The organism is Arthrobacter silviterrae (assembly GCF_011045165.1).
GTDB lineage: Bacteria > Actinomycetota > Actinomycetes > Actinomycetales > Micrococcaceae > Specibacter > Specibacter silviterrae.
This window is the reverse complement of sequence record NZ_JAAKZI010000002.1, coordinates 85,756-104,790: the sequence shown is the minus strand read 5'-3', so window position 1 is coordinate 104,790 and position 19,035 is coordinate 85,756. Positions and strand designations below refer to the sequence as shown.

The 19,035-nt window shown below is 67.1% G+C and carries 14 protein-coding genes; 9 read left to right on the top strand and 5 right to left on the bottom strand.

Going from position 1 to position 19,035, the window contains the following annotated elements:
• Nucleotides 1-16: 16 nt before the first annotated feature.
• The gene (locus G6N77_RS01860) at nt 17-763 is read left to right on the top strand and encodes a FadR/GntR family transcriptional regulator (protein WP_165180312.1); all 747 of its coding nucleotides are present in this window, start codon (nt 17-19) and stop codon (nt 761-763) included.
• A 47-nt stretch (nt 764-810) separates the two neighbouring features.
• A complete protein-coding gene (locus tag G6N77_RS01855; RefSeq protein ID WP_165180311.1) occupies nt 811-1,140 on the top strand; it encodes a hypothetical protein in 330 nt (109 codons plus the stop codon).
• A gap of 91 nt (nt 1,141-1,231) precedes the next feature.
• On the opposite strand, the gene G6N77_RS01850 is transcribed toward G6N77_RS01855, so the two are convergent.
• The 5 genes from G6N77_RS01850 to G6N77_RS01830 all read right to left on the bottom strand — a co-directional run bounded on the left by G6N77_RS01850 (nt 1,232) and on the right by G6N77_RS01830 (nt 9,475).
• Nucleotides 1,232-2,407, bottom strand: coding sequence for a Wadjet anti-phage system protein JetD domain-containing protein (locus G6N77_RS01850; RefSeq protein ID WP_165180310.1), 1,176 nt, complete (start codon nt 2,405-2,407; stop codon nt 1,232-1,234).
• Nucleotides 2,397-5,771, bottom strand: coding sequence for an ATP-binding protein (locus G6N77_RS01845; RefSeq protein WP_165180309.1), 3,375 nt, complete (start codon nt 5,769-5,771; stop codon nt 2,397-2,399). Before G6N77_RS01845 ends, G6N77_RS01850 begins: the two co-directional genes overlap by 11 nt.
• Complete coding sequence (locus tag G6N77_RS01840) at nt 5,768-6,478, bottom strand: DUF4194 domain-containing protein (RefSeq protein WP_165180308.1); 711 nt, start codon at nt 6,476-6,478, stop codon at nt 5,768-5,770. The genes G6N77_RS01845 and G6N77_RS01840 overlap by 4 nt, the downstream gene beginning before the upstream one ends.
• Nucleotides 6,475-7,917, bottom strand: a complete 1,443-nt coding sequence (locus G6N77_RS01835) for a DUF3375 domain-containing protein (protein ID WP_165180307.1) — start codon at nt 7,915-7,917, stop codon at nt 6,475-6,477. Before G6N77_RS01835 ends, G6N77_RS01840 begins: the two co-directional genes overlap by 4 nt.
• 187 nt (nt 7,918-8,104) lie before the next feature.
• A complete protein-coding gene (locus G6N77_RS01830) occupies nt 8,105-9,475 on the bottom strand; it encodes an FAD-binding oxidoreductase (RefSeq protein ID WP_165180306.1) in 1,371 nt (456 codons plus the stop codon).
• A gap of 97 nt (nt 9,476-9,572) precedes the next feature.
• Between G6N77_RS01830 and G6N77_RS01825 the strand changes: the two genes are divergently transcribed.
• The 7 genes from G6N77_RS01825 to G6N77_RS01795 all read left to right on the top strand — a co-directional run bounded on the left by G6N77_RS01825 (nt 9,573) and on the right by G6N77_RS01795 (nt 19,016).
• Nucleotides 9,573-10,013: an OsmC family protein gene (locus G6N77_RS01825; RefSeq protein WP_165180305.1), complete on the top strand. Its 441-nt coding sequence runs from the start codon at nt 9,573-9,575 to the stop codon at nt 10,011-10,013.
• An 80-nt stretch (nt 10,014-10,093) separates the two neighbouring features.
• Nucleotides 10,094-11,353, top strand: a complete 1,260-nt coding sequence (locus tag G6N77_RS01820) for an amidohydrolase (protein ID WP_165180304.1) — start codon at nt 10,094-10,096, stop codon at nt 11,351-11,353.
• 438 nt (nt 11,354-11,791) lie between these two features.
• On the top strand, nt 11,792-13,492 hold the full coding sequence (locus tag G6N77_RS01815) for a YhgE/Pip domain-containing protein (protein WP_165180303.1): 1,701 nt from the start codon (nt 11,792-11,794) through the stop codon (nt 13,490-13,492).
• Nucleotides 13,493-13,651: 159 nt separating this feature from the next.
• Nucleotides 13,652-14,821 (top strand): ABC transporter substrate-binding protein, encoded by a 1,170-nt coding sequence (locus G6N77_RS01810; protein WP_165180302.1) that lies wholly within the window; start codon nt 13,652-13,654, stop codon nt 14,819-14,821.
• A 41-nt stretch (nt 14,822-14,862) separates the two neighbouring features.
• Nucleotides 14,863-16,626, top strand: coding sequence for an ABC transporter permease (locus G6N77_RS01805; protein ID WP_165180301.1), 1,764 nt, complete (start codon nt 14,863-14,865; stop codon nt 16,624-16,626).
• Nucleotides 16,619-17,743: an ABC transporter ATP-binding protein gene (locus G6N77_RS01800; protein ID WP_165180300.1), complete on the top strand. Its 1,125-nt coding sequence runs from the start codon at nt 16,619-16,621 to the stop codon at nt 17,741-17,743. The genes G6N77_RS01805 and G6N77_RS01800 overlap by 8 nt, the downstream gene beginning before the upstream one ends.
• A gap of 52 nt (nt 17,744-17,795) precedes the next feature.
• Nucleotides 17,796-19,016: an MFS transporter gene (locus tag G6N77_RS01795; RefSeq protein ID WP_165180299.1), complete on the top strand. Its 1,221-nt coding sequence runs from the start codon at nt 17,796-17,798 to the stop codon at nt 19,014-19,016.
• The last annotated feature ends 19 nt before the right edge of the window (nt 19,017-19,035 follow it).

Genomic DNA, 19,035 nt, shown 5'->3' with positions numbered 1-19,035 from the left:
CCCTACAGTGATCTTTATGAGCCACGAATCAGCTGCGGACACCTCCCCCATCGGGGATGCGGCGCTGGCGGGACTGGAACGCCGCAGCGCCATCGAAGCTGTGCGGCTGCGCATTGGCACTGCCATCTTCCTGGGCCTGCTCAAGCCGGGGGAGCGCCTGCCTGACAAGCACGACGTGGCCTTGGGGCTTTCGGTCAGCCCCATCACGGCCCGGCGGGCCCTGACCACCCTGGCCGACGAAGGCGTTGTGGTACGCCGCCGCGGGCGCAACGGCGGGACGTTTGTGGCGGATGCGCCCCCGCGCGATGTCCTGGCTGCCCTGGCGGCGCCGGCCGGCGAGTTCAACCGCGTGCACCGGCTCGTGGACCGCAGGGTGCTGGGTGAATGCGCTGTTACGCACTTCGCGGCCGTGAACATTTCCGAGGACCAGCTGGGGGAGTTGGAAGCCTTGACCGGGAGAATGGCCCAGGCTGAGAGCTGGTCCGGCTACCACCAGCTGGATGAGGAATTCCACCGCCTGGTGGCCGGCGCATCGGGGCTGGAGGGCGCCGTCGAGGCTTACCTTGAGGTCCTGAGCGAGCTGTACGAATACTTCATCCCGTACCCCATCGAGAGCCTGCACAGCTCCAACCAGGACCACATCCAGCTGGTGGCAGCCTTGAGGGAAGGCCGTGTCCAGGCGGCCGTGGAGATTTCCCGGCGCCATGTGGACACGCTCCACCGGACCATGTTCATGGGCCTGGTGGACGGGACCGCGGAATAGCCGGGCATCCGCAGCGGGGCTGCCGGTCTCGGGTGGATGATGGATGCATGGATGAGATTGAGCTGGCCGCGTGCCGCAAGGAATTGGAAGAGGCCACCTCCGGGCTCCGGGAATTGTGCGAGGACGTGGCGGTTCCCATGCAGGCGAAGCAGTTCGTGGCGTATTTTTGCGGCACGGGTGGCCAGGCTGCGAAGGACAAGGAGCCGCGGCGCCGCGCCTTTTATGCCGCGATTGGCCGTTTCCAGCAGGCGTTTGAGGCACTTCACACGGATTTGGCGGCAGCCGGCTACGTGCCGCGCGAGGTGGCCAGCATTGAGAAGGAAAGTGCCAGGTTCGCGGAGCTGGGCCAGGCGGTTGGTGCCGCAGCCGGAGACTGATGCCCCGTCACAGGGGCCGGCGTCGGAGCCCCGGGCGCCCAAACGATCCGCCGTGGGGCGCCCAAACGATCCGCCGTGCTGCACCCGCCGTTCAGGGCAGCCGGGCCAGCACCCAGTCCCAGCGCAGCAGTTCCTGTTCCAGGCGCAGCTGCGGAGCAAAGGTGCCATTACGGAGGGCTGCATAAAGGGCGCCTTCCTCAGCCGTCAGGTGCGTCAGCACCGCCCGGGTGGGGGTGTCCTCCCGGCCCCAAAAGTCGCGGTGGGCCAGCAGCGTCCCCTCATCCATCAGGATGCTGCGCACGTGAGGGTGGTGGGCGCGCAGCTGGTCCAGGATGTGGAAGCCGTGGGTGTCGAGGTCGCCCCAGTAGAGCACCTCGGTGCCGCGCAGCCACGAGGCTTCCCGCAGACCCTCGAAGCCGTATCCGCCGCCAAATACGGCCAGCGTGCGCGGTGCGTTGGGCAAGGCCAGAAAGTTGACCAGGTTTTCCGTGGTGATGACCCTGTCCACGCCCAGGTCCAGGGCGGCAAATCCGGCAGCCGTCACCTCCACGTCCGTGAGCCCCGGTGCGGGTGCCAGGGCCGGGTCCAAAAACCGCAGCCTGACCCGGTCCGGCGCAGCCAGGAAGCCGTGGCGCCGGGCATAATTCTTTCCCGAGACCGTCCGTTCAGGGTCCAACGTCACAAGCATGTCGTCGATGAGCCGGCGGTGTGTCTCCACAAACTTGGTGTGCACGCCTGCGAGCGACAGCTGGCGCAGGTAGATCCCGGGATGCGGGTTGGCGGCCAGCCAGAGTGCCACGCGGGCAGCTGTCACCGCGTCCGCGCCCTGATTGAGCAGCTCGAGCGGCCGGCGCAGGGCCCACGCCGCCAGGCCGGCGTCGAGCCCGCCCAGGAGCCGGGCAAGCTCTGCAAACCGGGCTGCCTCACGGCCCAGCCCCAGCAGGGAAATCTCCTCGGCGGCAGTGGCAAAGACGGCGGCCGACGGCAGCATGTTGGCGCCGATGGTGTTGGCCCCGACGGAAACGTGCTCCAGCACCGAACCCCGGGGCTCCGGATCCCACAAGGCAGCCCAGGCCGCTGCCTCAGCATAATTGCTGCGCAATTGGGTGGCGCTGGGGTGCCGGATGGCGCGGCGGCGGGGGTGCAGGCCCGACGGCGCCGCCGCCTCGCGCAGCAGCTCCCCGCTGTTCCATGACCGCAATGCAGACGCACGCAGGTCCGCGGGTGTGGTCCAGCCCCGTCCGCCGGTCCGTGGCTCAGCTGCCACGCTTGTCCCGTTCGGCCCGGTACTCGTGGATGGTCATGTTGCGCAGCTGGGAATCGTCCCCGGCTTCGTTGGCCACAAATCCCACATTGGCCACGAACGGTTCAATGACGTGGATCTTTTGCAGCGGCGTGACAATGAGGAGCTGGAGCTTGAGCCGCTTGAACAGTTCCAGCCCGTACCTGGCGGACTCGTCGGAGCCGCGGCCGAAGGCCTCATCAATGACCACGAAGCGGAAGGAGCGCTGGTTTCCCGGGCCGGCCGCAATGCCGAACTGGAAGGCCAGGGCGGCGGCCAGGATGGTGTAGGCCAGTTTTTCCTTCTGCCCGCCGGACTTGCCGCCGGAGTCAGTGAAGTGCTCGTGCTCCTCGCCTGTCTCGGTCCACTTTTCCGAGGCGGAGAAGGTGAACCAGTTGCGCACGTCCGTGACCTTGGCCGTCCACCGTTCGTCCAGGTTGGTCAGGCCCGGCCGGCCGCGGAAGCGCTCCACGAGGGCCTCCACCTGGAGGAACTTTTGTTCCGAATACTGCTCCTGCGCACCAATGGAGCCTTCGGAGCAGGCCCGAAGCTCGCTGCCGAACTCGCGCACCTCGGCATCTGAGGTGGCCTGAGGCTCCAGCTGGATGTGCCGGCCGGGGTTGTATTCGATCCGGGCCAGCGACTCGTTGATTTCGCCGATGCGGGAGACGATGTCCTGGCGGCGGGAATCCAGGAAGGCATTGAACGCGACAATCTCGTGGATGGTGTTTTGCGTCAGCGACTCCTTGAACCGCTCGGCAAACCTCGGGAGGTCGTTGTCAACCAGCTGCTCCAGGATCCTGTTGAACTCCCCGGCAGCCTCCAGTGACGCGTCCAGCTCGGTGGTTTCCGCAGGGTATTTGTTGCGGAAGTCGGCCATGAACCGGATGGTGGTCTCCGCCGCGCGGCCCGCCCGCAGCTGCAGGGCGTCGAGGGTGGCCTGCAGTTTCTCCCGGACCTTGCCTTCCGTCTTCACGGTGTTCTTGTAGCTCAGTGCCTCGGACTCAAGTGCGGCCTGGGCGAGCCTTCCCAGCTCAGCCAGCAGGCCGGCGTCGTCCGTCAGCGGCGCCCCGGCGAGCGATTCCCGGCAGTCCGCGATCTGCTCGGTGATGTCCTGGCTGCCCTTCTTGTTGGCGCCGACGCGCTCCGCCAGGGTGGTCAGCTTTCCGGTGGTGCGATCCAGCCTGTCCCCCGTGGCGTTCTCCCGCTCGGTCAGCTCGCGCAGGATGTCGCTGGAGGATTCCAGGGCGGCTTTTTCCTGGGCCAGGTCCTCCTTGGTGCGGGCCGTGGCGCGCCAGTCCAGGCTGGCAAAACTTACGACGGCGGCAACCGTGCCGATGAGGCGCTGCTGGCGTCCCAGGTTGCCCAGCTGGGCGTCGATGCGGCCCAGCCCGTCGGAGGCGGTGCGCATCCGGCCGTCGGCTTCTTCCAGGGCGGAGCGGAGGCGGGCAACCTTGTCGTGGTTGTCCCAGCCCAGTACGTAGCTGGACCGGTCGGAGAGTTCCTTGCGGTCGTCCTTTTCGTGGCGCCCGCCTCCGCCCTTGAGCTGTCCGTTGAGGGTCAGCGCCTTGGGATAGCGGCGGAAATCCTCCATGGTTTCGCAACACTGGTGGTCAAAGCGGCGGCCCAGTTCCTCCAGCAGGAATTCCCGGAACGGCGTGCCAGGCTTGATGCCGATCTTGCTGGCCAGGGTGCCGGCAGCGGCGGGACGAGGGGCAGGGTTGCCGCCCACCCGCAGGTAGACCAGCCGGGCCCGCAGGTTGTTGGCGTCCACCCAGTCGCTGACGGCGCCGTAATGTTCCCCGGTGACCAGCAGGGACAGGGCAAAGCCGTGCAGTGTGCGCTCGGCGGCGCCTTCCCAGGCGGCCTCGGATTCGCGCACCCGCAGCAGCTCGCCCGCAAACGGAAGCCCGGCCTCGGGAATGCCGGTGCCGTCGCAGAGACGCTTCCGCAGGGCGATCAGCCAGCCGGGGAGCAGGTTTTGGCGGTTCAGCAGGCTCTTCAGTTCCGCCGTGTGGTCCCCGGCCAGCTCGGAAGCTTCGGAGCGCTGCCGGTCCAGGGCGGTGCGCCGGGCTTGCAGCTCCGCGTTGCTTTCGCCCAGCCGCTTTTCGACGGCGGGCAGTGCGGCGGCGTTGGCGTCAAAGGCCACCTGGTCCACCGGATCAAACAGTCCCAGCACCTCCGCGGCCTCCGAATACGAGGCGTAGCGTTCCCGCTGGGCGCCCGACTCGATGGCCAGCCGGGCCAGTTCGCCCTCGATGGCGGCGATCCGGCCCCCGCCGCTGTTGCGGATGTCATCCCGGAGCTCGGCCAGTTCCCGGTTGAGCCGGCCCACCTCGGCCGTCAGGGTGTTTTGTTCCGCGGCCATCCGCACGGCGGCCCGTTCCAGTTCCAGCAGGTGTGCCTCACTGAGTTCCAGCTTTTGGGTGGTGAACCAGGGGGAGAGCTGTTCGCGCTGTTCGTGGGCCCGGTCGTAGTCGGCAGTCAGCGTCTGGTGGCGGGCGGCGTTGTCGCGGACGGGTTCCAGCATGCGGATCTGGTCCTTGGCGCGGAGCACGGCGTCGTGGGCTTTTTTCAGGTCGTCAAAGTGGTGCAGCAGGTTCTTGATCCGCGTGTCGACGTCGTCCTCTTCGAGCATGTTGGTGCGCACAAAGTGGGTGATGTTTTCCACCTGCTTCATGGACACCGTGCGGTGGAACAGGTCCATGGCCTGCGCCGAGCCAATGCCAAAGTGGCGCTTGAACGCGGCCGCGTACTTCTCAAACACGTCAAAGACCGCCACTCCGTCGTTGCGCAGCCGGCGCTTGAGCTTGGCCATGTCGGTGCCGAAGCCGGAGAAGTCGGCCTTGATGCCCTGTTCGCCCTCGGCAATGGAGTAAAAGCGGGTGGGCTGCCCTGCCTCCTGCGTGGCCCACAAGGTGATGGCCAGGGTGATGGTCTTGTCCAGGGCCGCGTTGTGGAAAACGCCCAGCACCACGGTAAAGGTGCCCGGGCCGCGCAGCGCCACCGGCCGGGAAGTGTCGCCCAGGCCGCTCCGGGCGCTCTTGTGGAAGCCGCGCACATAGGACATGAGGCTGCGTTCCTTCTTTTGCGCCCCGGCTGCCTTGTTGTACTCGATCCTGTTCGCGGGCAGCAGCAGCGTGGTGATGGCGTCAACGATGGTGGATTTGCCGGAGCCGATGTCGCCGGTCAGCAGGCTGTTCTCGCCGTCGAGCCTGAAAGTGCGCACGCTCTTGTTGAAGGTGCCCCAATTGAGCAGTTCCAAGCGGTGCAGCCGGAAGCCCGGCCGCGTGCCGGCGTCGTCCAGGGTGAGGTCATCCAGGCTGAAAAGCCCTGCCTGCGTGCTCATGCCGTGGCCTCCTTCGGGGTGCGTGGCGCCTTGCCAGGGGAAGGCTCGACGCCGGTTGGCCGGCCTTGGGCGTCCGTCCCGCCCAGCGCGGCGCGGTAGTCGGCGAGCCGGGCATCGAATTCCTCCAGCCACTGCGCATCCACGTAGGCCTTGAGGATGCGGGCCACCTCGAAGGTCCCCTCCTGCCCGCGGAGCTTGCGCAGGAACCCCAGTTCGGTGACTTTCTTGATGTTGGTGGCCAGCTGGTCCTGAATGCGGGCCTCATTGCTGGATTCGGGCAGGAACACGGACACCATGTCCCCGATCTGCTCCGCAGTCATGATGAGCCGGGTTTCGCTGTTTTGCGTATCAAATTCTGCCAGCCGGGCCCGCAGCAGGGCCAACAGCAGGCTCACGTTGAAGGTCAGCTGGCGGCGGGGGATCAGCCGGGGCAGCTCGGGGTCGGCGTCTGGGCTGGAGCGCAGGAACGCGTAGCCCTCGGTGTCGTCGAGCACCAGCTCCAGTCCCAGCACTGCCACATAATCCCGGGCCTGGGCCGACAGTTCCGTGAGCCGCTGCCACAGTTTCTCGTCCGACTCGCGGTACACCACGCCCTTGAACAGTTTCGTGATGGCGAGGGGGAGGCCGTCGGGGGCGGGGCCGGCGTCGGGCAGGGCGCTGCCGGTGGTGCCGGCGTCGTCGGTGGCGCCTGTGGCGAAGGGGGTCATGATGGCCTCACAAAAATGATTTGGTCAACGGTGGCCTCGCGGAGGCTGCCGTCGGGCAGGGCCCAGGACAGTGTTTGGGACCGCTCGGAGTCGATGGTGGCCCAGGTGGATTCGGTGGCCAGCTGGAAGTACGCCACCAGCTCGGCCAGCCCCTGGCTGAGCGGGAAGGCATCCGTGACGTCGGCCAGGGTGGCCTGCCCGGCTTCCGCCAGGACGGCGTCAATGTTCCCTTCCAGCCGGTGCGGGTCGACATGGAACTGGGTGAACAGGGCGTTGGCGTCCACGTCCAGGTCTTCGGTGACATCAACGTCGTCGTCGATGGCAACTTGCCGGCTGGGCTCATACAGCGGCCGTTCAAAGGGCAGCGCCACGGGGATTTCATGTCCGGACAGTTCCGCGAAAGCGCCAGGCGGAGGCGCGGCCCGGACAGCCACCGCGCTGGATTCGATGCTGCGGATCAACGCCATGATGCGCTTGTTTTCCAGAAACACCTTGTCATCGAGCAGGCGGCGGATTTGCGCCGAGAGCTGGCGGACGGTGGCCTGGGTTTGTTCCACGGCGGGCAGCCAGTCGTTCTGCATGGACGTGATTTGCTGCAGCCCGTCCTGTGCGGACAAGGCCTCAATCCGCGTGGCCCGCTCCAGGAGTTCATGCAGTTCGGTGCGCAGCTGGGGGGACATGAGGTAGTCCCAAAACCCCTGGAAGGTGCGGCCCTGCAGCGATCCGCTGATGTCCTGCTGGGAGGAGAAAATCGATTCCAGGAGGTCGCCCTGGCCGCCCTCCCACATGGAAATTTGCTCGCGCAGCCGGCGGTCCAGCTTACGGAAGTTCGCCTCTACCTCCCGGAAATCGGCCAGCAGGTCCTTGGCCTGGGTGGTGAGCTGGTGGAAGTGGTCCACGGCTTCCGGCCCGCTCATGACGGGGACCTCGCCGGAACGGATCTGTTCCATTTGGGCGTCAATGCCATCGCGCTGGCGCTGCAGTTCGGCCAGCCGGGCCTCGGGGTCCGTTTCCGAGCCGTGGACCAGGGTCTTGAGCAGGTTGAAAATGCTGGAAAGTCGCGACTGCGTGGGCACAAAGTCGCGCCCGCGCAGGGCTTCGACCCAACGGATTACGTCCTCCGTGGCGGCGGTGAGGTCGTAGACGGGCTCATCGCGGCCCTCCGTGTAGAACTTGCGCAACCACGCCTTCTCCGGTTCCGCCCAGTCGTCTAGGTACTCGGCGGCGGAGCGCGGAAACCTGTCCGCTCCCAGGGAGTCCCGCAGGCTGAACAGGACGTCGTCCAGCACGTCGATGAGGTCCTGGCGGCCCAGGTTGCGCTGGTTGGGGTCGGTGAACGCCGTCATGAAGAACGTCAGGGCCAGGGGAGCGTTTTGCGCGCGCAACAGGGACCAGCCCGCGTGGGTTTCACGCAGGGAGTTGATCGAAAAGTAGTCCACTGCACCGCTCCATTGGCTTCAACTGCTTCCAAGGACAATCGTAGGCGCAGGCGCTGACAAACCTGGAACTTAGTGGGGTAGAGGCCTGAATTGGCGGCCTGCATTCACGGCGGAGGTCGATTCGGACTTTTGATCCTGATATATCGGCCTCGATTGTCCGTTTCGACCTCCGTACCGGGCCCGGGGGTCAAATCCCCTTTCCGGGGTTCAGGATGCCCAGGGGATCGAAAACCGCCTTGATCCGGTGTTGCAGGTCCAGGGAGAGGGAGCCCACCTCCTCCTCAAGCCAGTCCTTCTTCAGCAGTCCGATCCCGTGTTCGCCCGTCAGGGTTCCGCCCAGCCGCCTGGCCAGATGGAACATTTCGCCCAGGGCCGCCTTGGCGGGGCCCTCGGTGATGGACTCGTCGGGGCCGACCACCACCATGGGGTGCAGGTTGCCGTCCGCGGCGTGGGCGATGACGAAAATTTTCACCCCGGTCCGCTCCGAAATGTCGGCCAGGCCCGCCACGGCTTCGGCCAGCCGCTTGCGAGGCACGCCGATGTCCCCGATGGAGACCCGGCCCAGCAATTGCAGGGCGGGGATGGCATTGCGGCGTGCGGAGACCAGCTCGGCCGCCCGGTCGCCGTCGTCGGTCTGTTCAATGGACAGCGCAAAGGGGGTGATCGCCTCCACCAGCACCTGCTGTTCCAGCAGCGCGCCGTACCCGTCCGTCTGGGCCAGCAGGAAGGCATTGCCACGGCTGCTGTGGTCAGTGCCCATCATGGCGTCGACGGCGGCAAGCGTCCCGCCGTCAATGAATTCGAGAATGGCAGGCTGGATCCGGGCCGCGATGATCGCCGACGCTGCCTGGGCCGCCGCCTCCGCGTCCGCGAAGTAGGCGGCCACGGTGGCCGTGTGCAGCGGCTTGGGGCGCAGCCGCAGCGTGGCCTCGACCACCACGCCCAGGGTGCCCTCCGAACCGATCATGAGCGCATTCAGGTCGTAGCCGCTGACGCCCTTGATGGTGTTCCGGCCGGTTTTCAGGATGCGGCCGTCCGCCAGCACCACCTGCAGGGAGAGTATGGATTCCCGGGTCACCCCGTACTTGGCGCACCACATCCCGCCCGCGTTTGTGGCCACATTCCCGCCGATCGAGCAGATGGCGGTGCTGGCCGGATCCGGGGCGTAGAAGAGCCCGAATTCGGCGGTGGCGGCATTGACCTCGGCATTGAGCACCCCCGGCTGCACCACGGCCTGCTGCTCCACCGGGTCAATGGAGAGGATCCGGTTCATCCGGCTGACGTCCAGCACCACATTGCCTGCCGTGGCGGAAGAACCGGCGGCGAGGCCCGTGCCGGCGCCGCGCGGCACAATCGGCACGCGGTGTTGCGTGGCCAGCTGCAGCGCCTGCACCACATCCCCGGTGGTCTCCGCCCAGACAATCCCGTCCGGAATGCCGCCGGGCACGTAGCCTGAGCGGTCGACGGCGGCAAGGGCCCTCTCCTGCGGGTCGGTTGAGGCGAGCCGGCACGCGGCCAGCAGGGCACGGGCGCCGCTGTCAGCGGGGAGCGCAGTCATGCTCCCACCCTTGTCCATGCCGGCGCCGGCCGCAAGGGTTTCAGCCGATACCGGGCCTGCCTGCCCGAAGCCGGCCCGCCGGTGGCATGATGGGCACATGAGCGAAAACGAAGACCCCACACTGCGTTCCATCGAGCTGGTCCGCACCGCCACAGCCCGCTACACCGTGCGCAACGCCGACGGTGCCGAAATCGAGTTTGGGCACGGCGAAGGGCTGCTGAGCCCGGTGGAGCTGCTGCTGGCCGCCATCGCCGGCTGCTCGTCCATCGACGTCGACACGGTGACGGCGCGCAGCTGCGAACCGAGCAGCTTCCGGGTCGAAGCCAGCGGCCACAAGGTGGTTGAGGACGGCGCCAACCGGATGGACGGGCTGCACCTGTCCTTCAACGTGGCCTTCCCGGACACCGAGGACGGGCGCAAGGCAGCCGGCATGGTGGACCGCCTCGCGGCGCTGTCCCATGACAAGTACTGCACGGTTTCGCGGACGGTGGAGCGCGGCACGGCCGTTTCACACGAGGTCAACGTCACCGTCGAATAGCCTGCTGCCCGGCTGGCAGCGCTGAGCGAATGGCCCACCGGCCTCTTCTCGGCGTTGCCCGCCCGGAGTAGGGTGGGCGCATGCCTGATGCCAACGCTCTTCGTGCCGCCCTGGACCTGGAACTGGGGTGGCAGCGCGAACTGTACATGCACTTCCACAGCCACCCCGAGCTGAGCCGGCAGGAGTTTGCCACCGCGCAAATCATCGAGGACAAGCTCGCCGGCTGGGGGTTCACGGTCCAGCGGATCGGAGGCACCGGCGTCGTGGGGGTCCTGGAAAACGGGCCCGGCGCCTGCGTGCTGGCCCGCGCGGACATTGACGCGCTCCCCGTCACCGAGGCCACCGGCCTGGACTACGCCTCCACGGCCACCGGCACGGATGGCGACGGTTCCACGGTGGGTGTCATGCACGCCTGCGGCCACGACATGCACATCACTGCCCTCCTGGGCGCCGCCAAGCTGATGGCGGATCAGCGCGATGCCTGGTCCGGAACATACCTGGCGCTGTTCCAGCCCGCCGAGGAGACCGCCGACGGCGCCAGTTCCATGCTCGACGGCGGCCTGCTCGCCAAGGTGCCCCGGCCCGACGTCGCGCTGGCCCAGCATGTGATGGCCACCGAGGCCGGGACCATCGGCACCACGCCCGGGCCCATCCTCTCCGCGGGGGACTCGATCAAGATCACTGTCCACGGCCGCGGCGCCCACGGATCCATGCCGCACAATTCCGTGGATCCGGTGGTGCTGGCCGCCTCGATCGTGCTGCGCCTGCAGACCATCGTCTCGCGCGAGACCGTGCCGGGGGAGTTTGCCGTGGTCACGGTGGGTGCATCCAATGCCGGGTCCAAGTCCAACATCATCGCGGACCGCGCCGTGCTGCTGCTGAACATCCGGACCTACGACACCGAGTTGCGCGGGCGCGTCCTGGCCTCCATTGAGCGTATTGTGCGCGGTGAATGCATGGCAGCGGGTTCGCCCCGGGAACCCGAGTTTGAGTACTACGACCAGTACCCGCTGACCACCAACGACGCCGGCGTGAACGCCAAGGTGACAGCGGCCTTCACGGCCCACTTTCCGCAGGGGACGGTCTACCACACGGCCCCACAGACGGCATCGGAGGACTTCAGCCGGCTCCCGGATGCCTTCGGGATTCCCTACACGTACTGGACCGTGGGCTCCGTGCCCCCGGACGTGTACCGCAGGGCCGTCGCGAACGGCACCGTGGCGGCGGACATCCCGGCGAACCATTCCCCGTTTTTCGCCCCGGACATCGACCCCACGCTGGGCGTTGCAACGCAGGCCCAGGCCGTTGCAGCGCTGGCCTTTCTCGGTGCGGGCGGCTGAATTTCGGGTGCTCCTTTCGGGGGCTGGAGACATTGTCCGTTCGGGTGGATGATGGGAGCAGGCGGACACCAGCCGGCACCTCTTCGGAACCGTCCGCCAGCAGGATGCGGCGCCGGCGTGGACTAAGGAATTGATTCGCCATGGACATGTTGACACTTGGCTACATTGGTCTCGGGATGATCGTTGTAACAGTGATTATGAGCATCATTGCCATCTATGGGGGCCGCCACACCCACGTCCATTAAACGTGGCGACGCGCCCGGGCAGGTGCCCAATACAGGCCGCCGGCAGCCGTGATAATCACGGCTGCCGGCGGCCTTTTTCGGTGGTTTTTTACGAAATAGGTTGACGCGGGCTCTTTGCGATGCTGTAAGTTACTCGTCAGTAGGTTTAAATGTTAGCCAAATCACAATGCCGTGAAACCGTGAGGAACCGCCCATGTCTTCGAGCACCTTAGGCACCCCCGTGCCCAGATCCGTCAAGAAGCATTACATCGCCCACCTGGTCCTGGTGCTGGTGGTCCTGGCCCTGGTGGTTTTTTTCGCCCTCACCACCACGAAGATCGCCAACGGCGCCTCCCAACTCCAGGACGGCACCAAGCTCACCTCGGCCGGCGCCCTGAAGCTTAAGGACGGGGCAAAGCAGCTTCATGACGGGGTCAAGGACCAGCTGGCACCCGGGATCTCGGCAGCCAATGCCGGTGCCGAATCGCTGGCAGCAGGTGCGGCCAAGACCTCCACCGATGTCCACAACAAACTCGCCCCGGGCGTTTTTGCCGTGGCGGACGGCGCCACCCAGGTGGCCACCGGCGGCGGCGCCCTGAACGACGGCGCTGCCAAGATCGCCGACGGCGTAGCCAGCCAGCTGGCCCCCGGCGTCACCGCCCTGAACAACGGTGCTGCCGCGCTGGCCACCGGCGCGGGCCAGGCCAATGACGGCGCCCAGCAGCTTGATGCCGGACTGGCCACCGCGGCCGACGGCGCCGCCCGGCTCGGAACCGGTGCCACCGCAGCGAACGCGGGTGCGCACCAGCTGGCCGCCGGGGCACAGAGCCTCGCAGCCGGTGCCACCCAGCTGTCCGCCGCCCTGACGCCGTCGTCCTCGGGAACCGACCCGCAAAACCTGGCTGACGGGGCAAACCAGCTGGCCGCGGGCACGGCAAAAGTGGCCGACGGCGCAGGGAAGGTCAATGACGGCACGCACCAGCTGCTGGCCTTCGCCAAGGCGAATCCGCTGGTGCCCGTGGGCCTGATGCTCCAGCAACTCCAGCAGCTCGCGGACGGCAGCCAGCAGCTGTCCGACGGCAGCCAGCAGCTCAATGCCGGGGGCCACGCCCTCAGCGCCGGCTTCGGAGTCCTGGACGTGAAACTGAACAGCACCGACCCCGCCAACCCCGGCGTGGTCCTCGGCACCCAGCAGCTGGCGGCCGGATCGCAGCAGCTGGCCGCAGGCACGCAGCAAATCGCCGCGGGCCTGAACGGTGTGCCGAACGATGCATCGCAGCCGGGCCTGGTGGGCGGCACCCGGCAGCTCGCCGACGGCGCTACGAAACTGTCCGCCGGGACCAAGCAGCTGGCCGACGGGTCCACGGCACTCCATGCCGGGACCCAGCAGCTGGCTCTGGGCGTCTTCGGAGTCCCGAACGACCCTTCCAACCCCGGCCTGCTCAGCGGCACCCAGGCCCTCGCGGCCGGAACGGGAGCCCTCTCCACCGGCAGCGGGAAGCTCTCCGACGGGGCACAGCAGCTGGTGGTCGGCATGAACGGCGTCCCCGGCGACCCTGAGCACCCCGGCCTGCTGTACGCCACGAAGCACCTGGAGGACGGTTCGGCCAAGCTTGCCGACGGCACGAAGCAGCTCAACGACGGCGTGTCCGGCACCCAGGCCCTCGCGGCCGGAACGGGAGCCCTCTCCACCGGCAGCGGGAAGCTCTCCGACGGTGCCGCGGCCCTGGCGGACGGCAACACCAAGGTGGCCAGCGGCACCACGGAGCTGTACGACGGCGTCTCCGCAGTCACCCCGGCGCGGGCCGTGTCCTCGACGTCGGTGCTTCCTCTGCTGGCCATCCTGGGGGCCATCGTGATCGGCTTCTTCACGGTGCTCCTGCTCCGGCGCCGGGGTGGTCGGCGGGCGCTGTAGGCCGTCCGGCCCGCAGGCAAAAGGGGCCCAAATCCTGACCAATACGACCAAAAGCCCCCCGGCTTTTACCAATACGACCAAAAGATTGATGACCCTCCGCCGTGATGTGGAACATGAACACAGCACCAATTCGTGTTCCACATCACAAAGGAGTGAATCATGTTCCGTTCTTCCCCGCTCACCTCCCCTCTCGTGAGCCGCCGCCGGGCGCTGGGCTTTGGCGTCCTCGGAGCGGCCACGCTGGCTGCGGCCCTGACGGGCTGCGGCAGCACCACCCCGGCGGGGAGTGCGGCGCCGGGGGCGGCCTCCGCAGGCACCCCCAGCTATTACCCCGCCGACTACTCCAAGCTCCTCGATGCGTCAAAGGTGGAGGGCGGCAAGCTCACCATCTACTCCAACACCGACCAGGAGAACTGGGCCCCCATCCTGCGGGACTTCAAGGCCAAGTACCCGTGGACGAAGGTCTCCGCGGACAACCTTGACAGCGACGAAGTCTTTCAGCGCCAGCTCAGCGAGATGGCCACCGGCAAGGCACCCGCGGACATGCTGGTCTCCAACGCCGTGCAGGCCTGGGCCAGCTACGCCGGCAAGCCGGACACACTCATGGCCTACGACTCCCCGGAAACCAAGCAGCTGCCGGACTACGCCCAGCTGATGCCCAATGTGTGGGCCATGTCGCTGGACCCTGTCGGCATTGCCTACAACTCGGCCCTCATGAAGGAAGCCCCCACCAGCATCGCAAGCCTGGCCAAGGCCGTAGCCGCCGACCCTGCCAGCTACAAGAACAAGATCACCACCCGCGACGTGAAGGGCGCCTGGGGATTCTCCGTTTCACACGCGTTTGCCGCAGGCGATGCCGGCGCCTGGACGGGCCTGGACGGCATCCTGCCCTCCGCCCGGCCGGAATCCTCCTCCGGAACGCAGAAGGAAAAAATCATGGCCGGGGAATACCTGGCCGGGTTCTTCATCAGTTCCGCCGTGGGCTATCCGGCCGAGAAGGCCAGCGGCGGGCTGGTCAAGTTTGTCCTGCCCACCGACGGCACGGTGGTCCTGGGCCGCGGCATCGGGATCACGCCGAAGGCCCCGCACCCGGCCACGGCCAAGCTTTTCCTTGACTTCGTGCTCTCCGAGACCGGCCAGAACGCAGTGGCTGAGGGCGGGTTGAGCTCCTACCGCGACAACGTGCAGCTCACCGAGGGCCGCCACACCTACCAGGAAGTGGAAAAGCTGGCCGGGAAGGACGGCATCATCCGGGTGCCCTACAAAGTGGTCCCGGACGCCGAAGTCACCGCCTTTGTCTCCAAGTGGAACGCCAAGCTCGGCAATTAGCACCCTTACGCTAGATCGACTGTGACCAGGCAGGCCAATCAATGACCATCACACGCACCGAAAGTGCAACCCAGCGGCCGGCTGTCCGGTCCACCCTGCCGGCGCCGAAGTACCCCCGGGTCTTCGGCGCCGGGCGGGGCCGGATCGTGCAGTACGGCGTCTTCATCCTCTTGGCGCTCTTTGTGCTCGCGCCCATCGTGCCCATCCTTTACCAATCCTTCCGCGACCGGCCCCTCTATGAGGCCGGCGGGCTGCTGACCCCCGGCAACTACACCAGGCTGTTCACCGACGCCGGCTTCGGCCAGGTCATCCTGAACACGGCCATCTTCGCCGTCGGCACCACCGTGCTCACACTTGTCATAGCCATCCCCATGGCGGTGCTGGTGGTGCGCACCAAGCTGCCGTTCGGGCGGCTGCTGGGCCTGTCCATGCAATGGCCGTTCTTCATCTCCACCCTGATCCTGGGCTTCGGCTGGATCACCCTCTACGGCCCGGCCGGGTTCATCAGCGTCCAGGTCCGCCAGTTCCTGGGCTTCCTGCCCTGGAACCTGTACTCCCTGGGCGGCATGGCCGTCACGGAGGCCGTGGGGCTGGCCCCCATCGCCTACGTGTTCTGCGCGAACGCCCTGCGGCAGTCGGACGCCTCGCTGGAAAGCGCCGCCCGCGTCTGCGGGGCCGGGCCCCTGCGCATCCTGTTCAAGGTGGTGGTGCCGATGCTGCGCCCGCCCATTGTCTACAGCTCAATCCTGGTGTTCAGCATGTCCCTCGAAACGCTCAGCGTGCCGCTGCTGTACGGCACCCCCGTCCGCATTGAAGTGTTCTCCACCTTCCTCTACACCAACGGGCTGCAGTCCATCCAGCCCGACTACGGCATCCTCGGCGCGGCCTCCACCCTCATCCTGGCCGTGACCATCGGCACCGTCGCCATCCAGGCCAAGGTGCTCAAGAACGCCCAGCGCTTCATCTCGGTGAGGGGCAAGGCAACCCGCCCCCGCCTGCTGGACCTGGGCAAGTTCAAGTGGGTGGCCGCAGCGGCCATTGTCATCTACATTGTCTTCGGCGCCCTGCTGCCCATCCTGGGCCTGGTGTTCCGCTCCTTCACCATGATCTTCACGCCCCTGGCGAACCCCTTCAACACGCTGACACTCTCCAACTACGACCGCGTCTTCACGTTCCCGGTCTACGTCCAATCCATCACCAACAGCGTGGTGGTGGCCGCCGTGGGTGCAGTCCTGGTGAGCATCCTGGCCCTCCTGGCCGTCCTGGTGGCACGCCGCTCGCCGTTCAAGTTTGCCCGCAGCGTGGAATACCTGGCCCTGATTCCGCAGGCCATGCCCGGCATCATCGTGGGCATCGGCTTCTTCTGGGTTTTCGCCCTGATGCCCGGAGGCGGACTGGTGCAGGGGACCCTGGTGGCAGTCATCATCGCCTTCGGCCTGCGCTCGCTGCCCACCGCGTTTGGCTCCATTGCCCCTGCCATCATGCAGATCGGCCGCGAGCTCGACGACGCCGCCCGCACCTCCGGCGCCGACTGGTTCGGCACCTTCTTCCGCATCCTGCGCACCCTGCTGAAGCCGGCCTTTGTGGGCGCGCTCATCCTGGTGTTCGTGACCATGATGAAGGAATACTCCGCCGCCCTGTTCCTCTCCTCAGCCAACACCGGCGTCATCGGCACCACCATGCTCGACCTCTGGGTCCAGGGCAACACCGGCTCCGTTGCCGCCCTGGCCACCATCCAAATTGCCATAACCGCCGTGTTCGTCGCCGTGGCGAACATGTTCATGAAGGGACACTCCGATGCCTGAAGTACACGTCAGCGGCCTGCACAAGAAGTTTGGCGACGTCACCGTGCTGGACAACATCAACTTCACCATCAAGGAGGGCGAGTTCTTCACGCTCCTGGGACCCAGCGGCTGCGGCAAGTCCACCACGCTGAACAGCATCGCCGGGCTGGAAACGCCGACGTCGGGCTCCATCACCGTGGGCGGCGTGCCGTTCGTGGACACGGAGAAAAAGCTGTACATGCCCACCGAGGAACGCAACCTGGGCATGGTGTTCCAGTCCTACGCACTCTGGCCGCACATGACGGTGGAGCAAAACCTGGTCATGCCGCTGGCCATCCGCAAGGTCTCCAAGGAGGAGAAGGCGTCCCGGATCCACGAAGCCCTGGACACTGTGGGCCTGGCACACCTGAAGGACCGCTTTCCGCACCAGCTCTCCGGCGGCCAGCAGCAGCGTGTGGCCCTGGCCCGCGCACTGGTGTACTCGCCGTCGGTCCTGTTGCTGGATGAGCCGCTCTCCAACCTGGACGCCAAGCTGCGCGAGCAGTCCCGGGCCTGGCTCAAGCGCCTGCAGGTGGAACTGGGCATCACCACCGTCTACGTGACCCACGACCAGGACGAGGCCCTCTCGCTCAGCGACAGGATCGCCGTCATGTTTGAGGGGAAAATGACGCAAATCGGCACGCCCGCCGAGATTTATGAAAAGCCCGCCACCGCCGCCGTCGCCGCCTTCGTGGGCAGCTGCAACTTCTTCACCGGCGCCCTGGAGCAGATCAGCGGCGGCACGGCGCACGTCCGCCTCGACAACACCGGCCTGGTGGTCAAGGTGGCCAGCACCCTGGACTTGAAGCCCGGCGACGCCGTCACGGTGGCCGTGCGACCCGAACGCCTGCGCATCACCCCGTCCGCCAACGCCGCGGGCGCCAACGTGCTCGAAACCACCGTGCTGACCCGCTCCTATGTGGGCTCCCGGTACGAGTACGGCCTGAAGCTGGGCAGCAATGTGGTCCAGGTGGTCTCCCCGGACGGAAACCTCGACGGCGGCGTCCGGCTGGTGTTTGAACCGGAAGATGCCCTCCTCTACGCAGGCGCCAGCGTGCCCTCAGCCGAGGCCCAGGAACTCATGACGGTGGCCGCATGAGCTGCCGGGCGTGATGGCTCCCAAGTCCTTGGCCGGCCCGGCGGGAAGGCGGGTGGCGCTGGTACTGGCGCACGCCGTCGTAATTCAGGCCATCACCTTTGGCATGCGGCCCACACTTTCCTACGCTGTCCTGGACGTGGGCGGTTCGCAGGCGCTGCTGGGCGTGGTGGTGGCGGCGTTCGCCGTGCCGGCCCTCATCCTGGCGCTGCCGGCCGGGCATGTCATTGACCGGACGGGCGAGCGGCTTGCCCTGCTCACCGGCGCCGGGTCCTTGATTGTGGCCGCCCTGCTGGCCATTTTTGGCGGCGGCTCCGTGGGAGTTTTGCTGCTGGCCACCATGTTCCTGGGCATGGGCCACCTGCTCTCCGTCATTGGTGAGCAGGCCATCGTGGCCAACACCACCAACCGCGGGCAGTACGACTCCAAGTTTGGCCACTTCACCTTCGCCTCGGCACTGGGCCAGACTGTTGGCCCGCTGCTCCTTGCCCTGCCCGGCGGCACCGTGGAGACGCCGCCTGTCCTGCTCATTTTCACGGTGTGCGGCGCGCTGGCCGTGGTGCTGCTGGGAATCTCCTTCCTGGTCCGCAGTTCCGCCCGGCCCGGCGCGGACGGGGAGCGGGTCCGCATGCTCCCGGCGGCGGCTGGCCTGCTGCGCACCCCGGGCCTGATCAGGGCCCTGGTGGCCGGCAGCATAGTCCTTGCCTCGGTGGACCTGTTCCTGGCCTACCTGCCGGCCCTCGGGCACGAACGCGGCATTGCCGCCGGCATGGTCAGCGCCATGCTCGTGGCGAGGTCCCTGTTCTCCATGTTTTCGCGGCTGTTCCTGGGCCCCATGGTGAAACTCTTCGGACGGCGCCGGCTCATGGTGTGGACCATCGCCGTCTCCGCCGTGGCGCTGATGCTCTTCGCCCTGCCGCTGAACCTTGCCGTACTGCTCTTGCTGGCGTCGGTTTACGGCTTCGCCATCGGCACGTGCCAGCCCATCACCATGTCGTGGATTGCGGAGCTGGCGGATCCCGGCACCCGCGGGCTGGCCATGTCGCTGCGCCTGGCCAGCAACCGGCTGGGGCAGACCATGCTGCCGTCGCTGCTGGGGATGCTGTCCGCCGCCGCGGGGGCCGGGGGAGTCTTCGCGGCCACGGGCCTCCTGCTGGTCGGGGGCGCCTGGTCCGGTGCCGCCGTCGGGCAGGCCGCAGGGGCCGCCCCTGGCGGGCAGGCCGCCGTCGGGCAGGCCGCCGGGAAGGATGAATCCGATGCGCAGGCCCGCCCGTAAGGCCGCCTTCTGGCAAAAT